Source organism: Prosthecobacter sp. GW821-HT29F12 (genome assembly GCF_058803405.1).
Map to the genome: position 1 here is coordinate 6,222,193 of NZ_CM179517.1, position 13,074 is coordinate 6,235,266.

Below are 13,074 nucleotides of genomic sequence, written 5' to 3' on the forward strand. Positions count from 1 at the left end.
GGCGAGGCCTGCCGTTTCAGCCAGCACGATGAATCAAGCCCCCCTTTCCCGCCGCCGTGCCCTTCAAACGCTGTTTTGCTCTTCCGCTGCTCTGGCGTTGAATCTGCGGCCGGACCGGGCTGCTGCGGAGATCGCCAGGGAGGGGCTGCATCTGCTCATGATCGGCGACTTTGGGACTGGCGGTGTTGACCAGATCAAAGTGGCGGGAGCCATGCAGAAATTTGTGAGCGACAATGGCGTGAAGACGGAGGGGCTGCTGATGCTGGGGGATAATTTCTACGGCCTCGTGAAGGAGGGATTCAGCGTGGATTCGCCGCGCTGGCAGAAGGACATCGAGAAAATGTACCCGGCCAGCGTCTTTCCGGGCCCCATGTGGAGCGTGCTGGGAAACCACGACTACCATGACAACCCTGGCGGCGAAAAGGTGCAGCTGGCCTATGCGGCGCAGCCTGGAGTGCGCTGGAAGATGCCGGCGAAGTGGTACCGTTTTGATCTTGGGCCCGTGACCAAGCCGCTGGTAACGTTCATCTGCCTGGACACCAACTTTCCGACCATTGCAGGCGGCGTGGACAAGAAGACGAAGAAACCGCGCGGTTCGCTGACTGCTGCTGAGGAGAAAGAGCAGCTCGCCTGGCTCAAGGCGGAGCTGGAAAAGCCGCGTGCGCCTTTCACCATCGTCATCGGCCACCACCCGCTTTACTCAAACGGCGATCATGGCGACACGAAGCAACTGATTGCGCAGTGGGAGCCGCTGTTTCAGAAGCATCAGGTTCACGCCTATCTGTGTGGCCACGATCATGACCTGCAGCATCTGGAGATGAAGGGCCGCTTCACCACGCATCTGCTGTCAGGAGGTGGCGGTGCCAAGACACGTCAACTTGATGGCAAACACGAGGTTCCATTTGGCAAGGACGTGCATGGCTTCACGCATCTGCAGGTCACGGCGAATGCGCTGACCTTCACGCATCACTCGGCGGATGGCGGAATCCTGCACACCGTGACGAAGCTGCCGGATGGCAGCTTCAAAATAGGCTGATCACTTGTAGCCGGTGACCATCGCGCAGGGCACTGTCTTGCGCTTGCCCTCCTCCGTCTGGTGAATGGCCACCATGTACATGCCGGTTTTCTTCGGCTTGTAGAAAAGCACAAAGCCCCAGCCGTCGAGCACGGGAAGGATGTCACCGGAGGGTTTGCCTTCGAGGTCGAGCACAGCGCCGGTGACGTGGACTCCGGAATGTTTCGGCACTGCAATGCAGAAGCAGTATTCATTTCCCTTGAAGAGCTGCATGCGGGTGGCCTTGCCGAGCTTGGGTTCGAGCACGTAGGTTCTGACCTCGGCGCGGATGTTGTAGCCTTCCGCCTCCTGATCATAGGCCAGGGCGCTGGCGGCTTTCTCGGCATCTTCATTGTCACCCGCGTGCAGCCAGGCCGCAGGGGTGAGCAGCATCAAGATGCAGAGGGCAAGGAAAGCGAAGGGGGATGGGGCGGCTGGGGTGCGCATGACACAAAGGGGCGGAGAAATTTTACTCTCACATGCGAACATAGCCGTTGCATCAGGAAAATCCCAAGTTTCTGTTCCGCCGTTCGTGCCTTTTCTGGTTTTACGAATATTCACCCCCCTCTAATCCCCCTCATTCATGGCTTCTGTAGTCTTTTACATGGAGGACGGCACTACGCTCGTTCATAAGTTGGAAAGTGATGTTGCCTCCATCGGCAGACACCCTGAAAACGATGTCGTGCTTACCTGTCCTTCCTCCTCGGGGAGGCATGCCATCATCAAGGCGTCTGACAAGGGCGTTTTTGTGCAGGATCTTGGCTCTAGCAACGGCACCCGCGTCAATGGTGCGGAGATCGAGGAGGCGCTGCTCAAGGATGGCGACCGCGTGGGCTTTGGGGATGTGCAGGCTGTTTTCTACGCCGGGGATGCGCCTGCGGTGCTGGAGGAGAAGCCCCTGGCCACGCCGCGCTTCTCCAAGTCGCTGCCGCCGCCGGCTCCCGTCGGTGCTGATCCTTCGACCCCGGCGGCCAGGCCGTCGCCTGCCCCTGCTGGGCGCCCTCTCAGCCCGGTGAGGCGTGCTTATGCCAAGCCTTCCGCTGGCAGTTATCCGGACACCACCGAGAGCGGCTGCATGACCGGGATCATTGTCACGGGCATGTTCGTCATCGCTTTTGTCGTGGGGCTGGCCATGCGCCACTCGAAAGAGATGGATGGCAACCTTCTGGAAGACCTGAAGGACAAGGTTTTTGGCTCCATGCCCAAAATCAAAATCGAGCGCAAAGAGGAATAGTGGGGCCTCACAGCGACCGCTTGTAGCTGTCACACCGGTTGTGCCAGCCGGACAGCCAGCGTTGTTCTTTTCGATCGGGCGGGGCATTTGCCACTCGGCGGCTGAGCACGCGCTTGGCGGCTTCGGCAAACTCTCCGGGCATTTGCCCCCACGTTTTTGATTTGGGCATGTCTTCCAGCACCTGCAGCAGCCCCCAGCCTTGGCCGCGATAACGCTCTTTGGAACTGGTGCCCTCACCCTTAAAGTTAACGTAATCGATGAGACAAAAAGTCCCTTCAGGGGTTTGTTTCAATCCATGGAATGCCAGTTGTACAGCGGCAGGATTCTTTGATTGGGCCAGCATCTTGGGCAACGCAGCCTCCATGCGGGCCATGATGAATTCCGTCTGCTGCCTGACCGTGCGGCTCAGCAGCGCCCGCAGTTCCTGCTGCCGCTCGCCGTTCCGGTCCGCCTCAAAGGCGGCTTTGGTCGGCCAAGGGCAGGCACCCCGCGCCCAGGCAGGCGTGGCAATGCCATGAGCCTCCAGAAAAGCCAGCAGCGGTGGGAAACTTTCTGCAAATGGACCGCTGCGTCCCTGCGGGTACCAGATGAAGTGTCCGATGCCTAACGAGGCGAAATCCTCCCCCCCATTCCAACTGGTCAGCCCCGCCACCGTGCCACCGCATTCGTTTTGCCAGATCCGCCTGCCGACGCGGTCCATTTGCGCTGAGGATAAGCGCGTTCCGGTGCCTCCGCTGGATGGCGGAACCTCAGCACAACCCTCCAAACTGCTCAAAACCAGCGCCAAAAGGCTGAAATATTTGATGAATCGCATGGCTTTCATATTTTAGAAATCTTAAATGATGCTGTGCAATCGAAGTGGTTTTTGTAACAATAGGTTCTTCACCCATCTTCCCTATCGACTGATTTCATTAAGTTTGATTCACTGATTTTCCACCCTTATTCTCTCGACCCTTCAGTCCTTTCTGCGCGTCCGGCATGCCATATCTGGCCTTCAACCTTAATGATGGAAATGAGTTCGTCTTCGACATCCTCGAGGAACGGCTGTCCATCGGACGTGAAGCCAGCAATGACATTGTCATCGACAACACGTTCATTTCCAGCTTTCACGCGGAATTTATCCGCCAGCCGGATGGCAGCTACGAAATCGTCGATCTAAAGTCCTCCAACGGCACCTTCGTCAATGGCAGGCGCGTTGAACGTTTTCGCGTCAAAGGTGGGGATCGCATCATGTTCGGTCAGCTGGAAAGCCGGTTTCGTGAGCGGGCACCCAAGGGGCTGGCATCAGATGGCGGTTCCAAATCCGTTTCCGTCGCCAAAGGTCAGCCAAGTCGTGAGGACGGTAAAAAGGGGGACACCGAAAGCATTCCGGCGCGGGACAAAGATGACCTGCTAAAATCCACCCCTGAAACCGGCAAGATTGAAGTCACCAAGCCGGTCGTGCAGCGGGCCCAGACCGATGCCCCGCGTCCGCCCGGCGGCAGTGCTCCGCCTCCTGCACTGATTCCCAAGCCTTCTGCTTTCAGTCCTCCTGCGCCTTCCAAGCAGGCGGTCGAACCGCGTAACGCGACCGAAAAACTCCGCCAGCAGCGCGATTCCGTGCCTGCAGATAATGACTTGGAGCAGAAACGGCGTGATGAGATCCGTTCCCTGGATGCCACGCTCGAGGTTCGGCGCAAAGAACTCAGCCAGACGCAGGCCGAGATCACCGGATTCAAAAGCGAGCTCGAAAAACTGCGCGGCCAGGTGCAGGGTGCCCGGGCCGAAGTGGAGAACGCGAAGACGGATGCCGGCAAGCTAGACATCAAGCGCCGCGATCTGAGCAACACCGAGAGCAAGCTCGAATCCACCCGCGTCCTTGTTGCCAAAGCCGAGGAGGACTTGAGCACGGCGCAGAAGAGCCTGCAGAATTTGCACGCTGAGGCCGACAAGCAGCGCAAGGATCGTGAAGCTGCGATAGCCAAACTCCTGGCCGAAGAAGCGGCTGCGAAGGAAAAGGTGGCCGCCATTAACCAGCTTCTTGCCACAGCGCAAAAATCTGAAGCGGATCTGAAATCGCAGCGCAGCGGAGAACTTCAGGTGCTCGATGCCCAGCTTGCGGCCAAAGCAACTGAACTGGCGAAAGCCCAGGCGGATCTCTCCCTGGTGCTGGGCAATCTCACCGCGCAGCAGGCTGTGCTGGGCAAAACCGCCGAAGAAGCCCAATCCCGGGAGAGCACACTGGCCAAACTGGCCGCTGACGAGGCCGCGACTACGCAGAAGCTGGCGGCATTGCAGCAGCAGGCAGCCGCTGCGGATGCCGAGGTGAAGCGTCTCACCGCGCTGCAGACAGACGCGCAGAAATCAGAGGCCGAGCAACGCACAAAACGCAGTGCCGAACTTCAAGACCTCGACAGCCAGCTGGCAGGCCGGCGTGTCGATCTGGAGAAGACCCAGACTGAACTGGCGAAAGTGCAGGGGGATCTTGCGAGCCGAAGTGATGCTCTGGAAAAGACCGCGGCGGAGGCGTCGGCGCGTGAAGCCACCGTTGCCAAACTCATCACGGATGAAGCTGCCAAAGCCAAAAAACTTGGCGAACTTCAGGAACAGGTCAGCAGTGCCGAAGCGGTGGTGCAGCGCCTCGTCTCCTTGCAGGCGGATACACATAAGTCCGAAGCGGAACAGCAAATCAAACGCAATGGAGAACTGCAGAGGCTCGATCAGCAATTTGAAACGAAGAGCGCTGAACTGAAGAAGACACTGGCCGATCTGGCGAAAGCACAAAGTGATCTCACTGCACAGCAAGGCGCGCTCAAGCAAACCGCGGAGGATGCGCAAGCGCGTGAAGCCGCTGTCGCCAAACTCACCACCGATGAAGCCGCCGCGACGCAGAAGCTTGCGGAGCTGCAAAAGCAGATCAGCGATGCTGATACGGAAGTGAAGCGTCTCACCGCCTTGCAGGCCGATGCGCAGAAATCCGAGGCCGAACAGCGTACCAAACGCAGCGCCGAGCTGGTGGAGCTTGACCAGCAGCTCAGCGCACGGCGCGCCGATCTGAGCAAAACACAGGCGGATCTGGCCAAGGCTCAAGGTGATTTCACCACGCAGAGTGATTTGTTGAAGAAGGCTACGGAGGCAGCCACGGCTCGAGAAGCTGCCGTCGCAAAGCTCGCCGCAGACGAAACGACCACCGCGCAGAAGCTGGCCGGACTGCAGAAGCAGATCAGCGATGCCGATGCGGAGGTGAAGCGTCTGAACGCTTTGCAGGCCGATGCGCAGAAGTCCGAAGCCGAACAGCGCACGAAACGCAGCGCTGATTTGCAGGACCTCGACAAGCAGCTCGACCTGCGCCGCGCGGATTTGGCGAAGCTCGATGCCGAGCGGGAGACCCGGCAGAACGAAATCGAGGCCGTCAATGCGTCTCTGGCGAAAGCTCAGGAACAGGTGCAGCATGCACAGAGCCAGATCGCGCAGCTGGGTGGCGAGGAAAAGGCCATCACTGCACGCGTTGGCGAATTGCGCGGCAACGAAGAACGCCTCAATGCCCTGACGCAGACCTTGGGCCAGATGGAAAACCAGCGCGGCGCGCTTGATGCCGCCATTGCCGCCCTGCTTGGCAGGCAGCAGTCCCATGAGGCCGATGCGAGCACCGCCGAGCAGCGCATGAAGGCCCTGCGTGCCGAGCTGACCGAGTTGGAGCAGCAGCACGTCGCAGCCGAGCAGCAGCTTGCGGCGCTGCACACGCAGAAGTCGGAGGCTGAAACCTCTTTCGTCACTCAGGAAAAGGAAGCCCTGGCGAAACTCGCTGATATTGACCGGCAGGCCAAGGACACGCGCAAGCTGGACGAGGCCGAACGGTTGGAGGCTGAGAAGCGCCAGGCGGACCTCGAAGCCCAGATCGCAGAGCGTGGGACGCGTCTTGCCGAAGTGCAGGCCCAGGTGAAAGAACTTGAAGACAAGGCCGCAGATCTCACCAACAAGCTGGATGACCTATCCTCCACCGATTCGAAACTCAAAGACGCAACCGACGCGCTGAAGGCCGTTGAATCGCATAAAGCCGAGGTCCTGGCTGCAGTGGCCGCTTTGGTGAAAGACCGGGATGAACGCACTCGCGAGCTACTCTCCGCCACCGAGCACGGCCGTGCGCAAACACTGCTGACACAAACACTCACCCAGCGCCGCGAGGCACTGGAAAAAGAGGTGCATCTCATCGAGGAGCAGCAGACTGAACTCTCTCAGGCCATGGGCAGGCTGCGCGAGCAGGTGAGGGTGGCTGAAACCGAGCTCAAGGAGCGCGAGGCCTCCCTCGCCGCCGCCGAGCAGCGCACCAAAAATCTCGAAGAACTCGCCGCCACCGCTGATCAGCAGTTCAAAACCTTGCAGGCCGAGCACAAAAAGGTCACGGAACAGCTGGCCCTGGCCAAAACGGATCTTGAGCAGTCGGTTGCCGCTGCGATTGAAAAGAAGAAAGACGCCGCCACCGCAGCAGCAGCTGCCGAGAAAAGTTCGCAGCAGCAGCTCTTGCTGGTGGAAAAAATCAGCGGCTTGGAGGCCGTCATCGCCACGCTCACGACGACTCACGCCAGCACGCAGCAGAAACTCTCCGCCGCCGAGTCTGACCACCAGAATCTGCAGGACCGCTTGACCGCGCGGCAGAAGGAAATCGCCGGGGCGGAAGCTCGTGTGGCCGAACTCACGCAGCAGACTGCAGGTCTCGATGATCGTTTGAAGGAGCTGGCTGCCGCAAACAAGCAGAACGCCGAACTGAACAGCGCCATCACCGCTGCCACGCAGGAGCGTGACAAGCTGCTGGCTGAAACACAGCGTCTGACCAAGGAGCGCGCCGAGCTTGAATCGGTGCTGCCAGATCTGCGGGGCAATGTGACGCAAACCCGTGCCGAAGCGGATAATCTGAAGGCCGAGCTCGCGGGCTTGATCAAGGACCGTGACGCCGCTGCGGCGACGCTGAAGGAATCGCTGGCTCAGCGCCTGGCCTCCGAGACAGCCGTCGAAGCTCTGCGAGTCGAATCGGTCAATCTCGACAAAATTCTGAGCGACAAGCGCAGCAATCTCGAAGCCGAGACCAAGGCCAAACTCGCGGAGGCGAACGCAGCAGAAACGCGCCTCAAGGGCGTGGAAGAGCGTATTGTCATTGCTGAAAAGCGGCTGGCCGAACTGGCGGAGGTGGATGCACGCCTCGTCACGGCCACCAAGACTCTCAGAGAGACCGAAGCGCAGCGGCAGGCAGAGGAAAAGGTGCTGGTGGAACTTTCCCGCAATCAGGACAGGCTGAAGAAGGAGTGCGCCACGCTTGATGCGTCCCTGAAGACCGAGAATGCGAAGCTTGTGGAGCTGACCAAGGCCGTCAAAACCAGTGAGACCAAAGCTTTGGAGGCTGAAAAACGCACGGACAAAGCCGTTGCCGCGCAGCAGGCGGCCGAACACAAGCGCATCGAAGCCGAAGCCGCTGCCGATAAGGCGCGTGCGGAGGAAAGGAACCTGCGGAAACAGATTCCTGCGCTGACCACCGAGCTGGCGGGCATTCAAGCGCAGCTGGTCACGGTGACGAAGGAACGCGAGGAGGCTTCGCAGTTTGTCACCCGCCTGAACGTCACCACCGACGGCCAGAACAAGAAGCTGGCTGAACTGCAGCAGCAGGTCACCCAGCTGGAAGAGGCGCACAAAGTTCGGGAAGAACGCGTGATGAAAGCCCAGGCGGAGGTGGACAAGGAGTCCGCACGTCTGAAGGCGGCTCAGGAACAGTTCCGTGCGGCCGAGGCTCAGCTCAGTGAACTGGAAAAAGAGGTCAAAGACGCCAAACTGAAGGCGGATGCAGCGAAGAAAGACGCCGCCGCGATCGAGGGCGAACTGCGGCAGCGCCTTGACCGCGTGCAGAACCTCAAAGCCGACGAGGAACGCCTGCTCAAAGTCATCGAGACGCAGAAGTCGGAACTCGCTGAGGTGGACATGACCCACAAGGAACTGCACACCAAGATCGAGGCGCGGAAGAACGAGTTGGGCGAATTCATCAATGTCGGTGGCAAAATTCTCGGCCTTGGCCAGGCGCTGGCAGGGCTGGAATCACGGCAGACGGAGATCAACAAATCTCTGCGCAAGGCCTCGGAGGAAGATCTGGCCATCCAGATCAAACTGAACGCTGCACAGGAGGCTCTGAACCGTGAAGCCGCACGTGCCGAGCAGGTGCGAAAGGATCGCGAGGCTGCCGATGCCGAATTCAAGAAATTCAGCGCCGACATTCAGAAGCAGGCTGCGGCTCTGCAAAATTACGAACTGGAGCAGAAGAAGCGCATCGCCGAGCTGGAAAAACGCATCACCGACCTGGGCGCCACGCAGCAGCGAGCCTTGGGGCAGATCGACGAAACCAAGGCCGAGCTGGTCCGGCTCGAAGGCAAAAAGCAGGAATTTGCCCAAGCTGAGGCCCAGCTCAAGCACTGGCAGGACATCGAAAAACGCCTGCGCGGCCAGCTCGTCGAGCTGGAAGAGAAACACGAGATCATGCGCCGCGGCCTGCCCACGGAGGAGAGCACGGTGGTCATGTTTGCCAACGACATCATCAAGCGCATCGACCTCATTGACGCTCTGGTGGCCCGCTACGCCGGGACAAACGGCAGCGACGTACCGCAGCAGCTCATCACCCTTCGCGCCTCATTCGAGGATATTTTGCATCAGCACGGGGTGACCGAATTTGACGTGCCAAATGGCACCGAAGTCGACATTGAGCTGCGCAAACGCATTGCCGTCGTGGATTCGCTCCCAGGCAAGTCCAAACCCCGGGTCACCGAAAGCTGCCGCTCCGGCTTTATCTTCTCGCGTGGGGAGGGACACGAGATTATCCTGCGCAAAGTGGAGGTCCGGACCTCCAGCCAGTAGCCCCCTCCGGAAAATTTTCTCACACACATTGTTATGGCTGAATACGTTGGAATCGACCTTGGCACCACCCTCTCGGGGCTGGCCTACCTGAAACCTGATGGCAACCCAGAAATCGTGCCCAACGCTGACGGCGAGCGACTGACGCACTCCGTGGTGTTCTTCGATTCGCATGAGGACGTGAAGCTCGTGGGCAGCGCCGCACGTGACGGTGGTGAACCCGACCGCACCATCTTCCAGATCAAACGCTACATGGACGACCCGGAGCATCTCGTGGAGATCGATGGCAAGAAATGGACGCCGGCGGAAATTTCCGCGCTGATCCTTTCCAAGCTGAAGCGTGACTGTTCCAAGATTTGCGGTGACATCAACGAGGTCGTCATCACCGTGCCGGCAAACTTCAACGAACTGGCCCGCAAGAGCACCATCGCCGCCGCTGAAATGGCAGGCATGAAGGTGAAGCGTCTGGTGAACGAGCCGACGGCGGCGGCGGTTTACTACGCCCACTCCCAGGGCGTTAAGGGTCGCATCCTGGTGTTTGACCTTGGTGGCGGCACGCTGGACACGACGATCCTCGATGTCGAAGGCGACAACATCAAGATCCTCACCTCCGAGGGCGCGCGCCATCTCGGCGGCAGCAACTTTGACGACATCCTGCTCGAAGCCTACGCCGAGCAGTACAAGAAGCAGACCGGCGCGGCGCTCTACAGCGACGAACGTCACCGCCGCCGTGTGCTGCAGGCCACGGAAGACGCGAAAAAGATGCTCTCGAAGCTCCAGCGCGTGAACGACACTGTGGCCAACGACCAGAACAGCGGCATCGCCCGCATTGACCTGAGTCGCGATCATTTTGAAAAGCTGATCCGCCACATGCTCACCCGCACGGTGTTCCTGGTGGAGCAGGCGCTGGATTCCGCGAAGCTGAAGACCTCCGACATCGACCACGTGGTGCTAGTTGGCGGCTCAACGCGCATCCCGAAGGTGAAATCCATGCTGGAAAAGATGTTCGGCAAGACACCCAAATCCTGCGGCAACGTGGATGAGTGCGTGGCGCTTGGCGCGGCCTTGTTCGCCAAAAAATCGGCCCGCATCCAGGAAGTCTGCAATGCGAGCTACGGCACGCTGGCCATGGTTTACAATGCGAAGACGAAGGAGGAAAAGCTGATGAACTCCATCGTGATTCCCAAGAACACGCCGATCCCCTGCTCACGCACCCAGGTGTATCAGACCTCCGAGGACAACGAGCGCGTCATCGAAGTGGACATCACCCAGGGCGAGGACGAAGACGCGAAGTTCGTCGATGTCATCGGCCGCCTCACTCTGGACGTGCCGCCGAACCGCCCGAAAGGCTGCGAAGTGGCCGTGACCTTCAGCTACGATGAAAATCAGCGCGTGCGCGCCCTGGTGGTGGACAAGCAGTCCGGCCGCAGCAAGGAAGTCGCCGTGACCTACAAGGGCGCAGGCGTGCTCTCTGAGGAAGAATTGAAGCGCCGCAGCCAGCATCTTCGCGCCATGCGTATTGAGTAAACAACTGAAGGAACCAACATCATGTTCAAGATCCTCAAATCGCTTTCCAAATCTCTCGGTGGCTCCAAGCCCGCCGCTGAACCCAAATCCACCGCCAAGGAGGGCAGCCTGCTCGACAAGGTCAACAAAGCGGCTCCCGTAGCCGCCAAGGTGGAACCCTCCAAAAGTCCCGAAGAACTCTGCGGCATCACGCCCAAGATGCCCAAGGACGAAATCAAGGCCCAGCTGAAGATGCTGTTTCGTCGCTACAACCGCAGCGCATCCAGCTTGGATGCCAAACTGCGCGGCGAAGCGGACCAGATGCTGGATGCCATCGTGCAGATGCGTGAGAAGCACTTTGGCGAGATTTGATTCTGCCTTTCACGGCCTGGAAGCAGTGACGGCATGAAACTGGACCGACTCATCGCCGGGTATGAGGCCATGGGGCGACAGGCCGCCCATCTTGCCATCGCCGCACGGCGCGTGCGGGTGGATGGAGTGTGTGTGACGGACGGCCACCATCCCGTCGATCGCTTCACCTTGGTGGAGCTGGATGATGCCATCGTTCAGGAGTCAGAAAGGGCGCTGTATCTCATGCTGCACAAGCCGGTGGGCATTCTCAGCGCCACGAAGGATGACCAGCACCCCACCGTGATCGATTTGATCGACGATCCCGACAAACACACGCTGCACATCGCCGGACGGCTGGATCGCAGCACCTCGGGCTTGGTCCTGCTGACAAACGATGGCCGTTGGTCCAAACGACTGATGACAGCCGAGGAAAAGGTGCCGAAGGTTTACCTCGTCGAAACTCTCGATCCCATAGCCCCGGATGCCGTGGAAGCCTTCGCACGCGGCTTTTACTTCCACACCGAGGACATCACGACACTGCCGGCGGAACTCGTCCTCTTAGGCGGGAACCAAGCCCGGCTGACACTGCACGAAGGGCGCTATCATCAGGTGAAACGCATGTTCCACCGTGTCGGCAATCGTGTCATCAACCTGCATCGCGAGAGCATTGGTGCCTTGACCCTGCCCACTGATCTCCCGCCGGGAGCATGGCGGGCGCTGACTCCGAAGGAGGTTCTGACGGCAGCCGGTGATGATTAACCCCGGTCGCAGTCAGATTTCTGGTGGTTGTTTGTTTTTCAAAAAATCCAGCTTTCGCAGATGAATTTCACCCCTTAATCTCTACCCCTTGTGATCCCCCCACGCATGTATCTTAGCATTTGGTTTGGCATCATGTTGGCAGGCCAGTCGGGCTGTACAACACAAAAGGCTGCAAAGCCGGACAAACTCGCCATTGAAGAGGCGCGCAAAGCGCTGCCGCTCGCTGAAGAGAAGCCAAAGGAAAACCCGCTGGTGAAGCGGCTGAACAATCCTTCCACCATGCCCGTGGTGCCGCCTGCGGGCGTGCGCCTCTCTTACTCCTCCGTCAAAATCGAGCAGAAGACGCTCGCGATGACCTTTGATGACGGCCCGCATCCGAGCCTGACCCCAAAACTGCTCGACATCCTCAAGGAGCGGAACATCAAGTGTACGTTCTTCCTCATTGGCGCGCAGGTAAAAATGTATCCCGCCATCGTGCGCCGCATCATCGAAGAAGGCCATGAGATTGGCAATCATACTTGGACGCACTGCAGCCTCACCAGTCGCTCGGATGAGCAGATCCGCAGTGAGCTGAAAAAGTCCGAAGACGCCGTTTTTGAAGTGGCCGGGGTGCGTCCGCATCTGGTGCGTCCGCCTTACGGAGCCATCAATACCCGCATCAAAAACCTGATGTTCACCGAGTTTGGCTACTCCACCATCATGTGGTCGGTCGATCCGCAGGACTGGCGCCGTCCGGGTGTGGCCGCTGTGACCAGCCGCCTCGTCAATGGTGCGCATCCGGGTGCCATCATGCTCTCACATGACATCCATCCGCCCACCATCGCCGCCATGCCGGCGATGTTTGACCAGCTGCTGGCCAAGGGTTATCAATTCGTCACCGTGAGCCAGCTTCTGAACATGGAGAAGGCCTCGATGCCCGTTGGCGTGATCATTCGTCCTGCCGAACCCATCGGCGACAAAGATCCCAAGCCGCTGCCTGAGAAGAAGCCGAAGGCTTGATGCTGAAAAAAAGAAAGCGCCCCGGGCGGAGCCGGGACGCTTTCAGACCCGCCTGTGCCGTCCGAATACAAAGGGCTCACGTATCCCATGAGACCAGGTGGGAACCCGCGTGATGAAGCTCTGTCTTCCAGTGAAGGCATGACATGTCACTTCAGCGCGTAGCCCCCGCAGTTGATGAATCGGGCCGGGCCACAAAGCTCGAAAACGAACACCGCAGGAAATTTTTCAAAGAGCAGGTCGCAGCAAAATGCCGGACCAGGATGGGCAAAGGGTATCCTGAGATGAGCCCATGATCAAGGACGGT

General features: G+C 59.3%; 10 protein-coding genes and 1 other RNA gene. 7 read left to right on the forward strand and 4 right to left on the reverse strand.

Annotated features, from left to right (window positions below):
- Positions 1 to 28: 28 nt before the first annotated feature.
- Positions 29 to 1,036, forward strand: a complete 1,008-nt coding sequence (locus AC3RLQ_RS25765; RefSeq protein ID WP_493031542.1) for a metallophosphoesterase — start codon at positions 29 to 31, stop codon at positions 1,034 to 1,036.
- On the opposite strand, the gene AC3RLQ_RS25770 is transcribed toward AC3RLQ_RS25765, so the two are convergent.
- Positions 1,037 to 1,501, reverse strand: a complete 465-nt coding sequence (locus AC3RLQ_RS25770; protein WP_422321528.1) for a hypothetical protein — start codon at positions 1,499 to 1,501, stop codon at positions 1,037 to 1,039. It lies immediately after the preceding gene.
- 136 nt (positions 1,502 to 1,637) lie between these two features.
- Between AC3RLQ_RS25770 and AC3RLQ_RS25775 the strand changes: the two genes are divergently transcribed.
- Positions 1,638 to 2,288, forward strand: coding sequence for an FHA domain-containing protein (locus AC3RLQ_RS25775; RefSeq protein ID WP_493031544.1), 651 nt, complete (start codon positions 1,638 to 1,640; stop codon positions 2,286 to 2,288).
- Positions 2,289 to 2,295: 7 nt separating this feature from the next.
- On the opposite strand, the gene AC3RLQ_RS25780 is transcribed toward AC3RLQ_RS25775, so the two are convergent.
- Entirely contained in the window at positions 2,296 to 2,988 is a 693-nt protein-coding gene (locus tag AC3RLQ_RS25780; protein ID WP_493031545.1) for a hypothetical protein, read from the reverse strand.
- Between the two features lie 49 nt (positions 2,989 to 3,037).
- Positions 3,038 to 3,178, reverse strand: coding sequence for a hypothetical protein (locus AC3RLQ_RS25785; protein ID WP_493031546.1), 141 nt, complete (start codon positions 3,176 to 3,178; stop codon positions 3,038 to 3,040).
- Positions 3,179 to 3,266: 88 nt separating this feature from the next.
- Between AC3RLQ_RS25785 and AC3RLQ_RS25790 the strand changes: the two genes are divergently transcribed.
- The 5 genes from AC3RLQ_RS25790 (at position 3,267) to AC3RLQ_RS25810 (ending at position 12,770) form a co-directional block, all read left to right on the forward strand.
- Entirely contained in the window at positions 3,267 to 9,158 is a 5,892-nt protein-coding gene (locus tag AC3RLQ_RS25790) for an FHA domain-containing protein (protein WP_493031547.1), read from the forward strand.
- Positions 9,159 to 9,191: 33 nt separating this feature from the next.
- Positions 9,192 to 10,682 carry an Hsp70 family protein gene (locus tag AC3RLQ_RS25795; RefSeq protein WP_493031548.1) on the forward strand — a complete coding sequence of 497 codons (1,491 nt, stop codon included), beginning with the start codon at positions 9,192 to 9,194 and terminating at the stop codon, positions 10,680 to 10,682.
- Positions 10,683 to 10,703: 21 nt separating this feature from the next.
- Complete coding sequence (locus AC3RLQ_RS25800) at positions 10,704 to 11,033, forward strand: hypothetical protein (RefSeq protein ID WP_422321533.1); 330 nt, start codon at positions 10,704 to 10,706, stop codon at positions 11,031 to 11,033.
- Positions 11,034 to 11,066: 33 nt separating this feature from the next.
- Positions 11,067 to 11,771 carry a pseudouridine synthase gene (locus AC3RLQ_RS25805; protein ID WP_493031549.1) on the forward strand — a complete coding sequence of 235 codons (705 nt, stop codon included), beginning with the start codon at positions 11,067 to 11,069 and terminating at the stop codon, positions 11,769 to 11,771.
- A gap of 105 nt (positions 11,772 to 11,876) precedes the next feature.
- Positions 11,877 to 12,770 carry a polysaccharide deacetylase family protein gene (locus AC3RLQ_RS25810; protein ID WP_493031550.1) on the forward strand — a complete coding sequence of 298 codons (894 nt, stop codon included), beginning with the start codon at positions 11,877 to 11,879 and terminating at the stop codon, positions 12,768 to 12,770.
- A 41-nt stretch (positions 12,771 to 12,811) separates the two neighbouring features.
- On the opposite strand, the gene ssrS is transcribed toward AC3RLQ_RS25810, so the two are convergent.
- Positions 12,812 to 12,993, reverse strand: a non-coding RNA gene (gene ssrS, locus AC3RLQ_RS25815) — 6S RNA.
- Positions 12,994 to 13,074 lie beyond the last annotated feature (81 nt).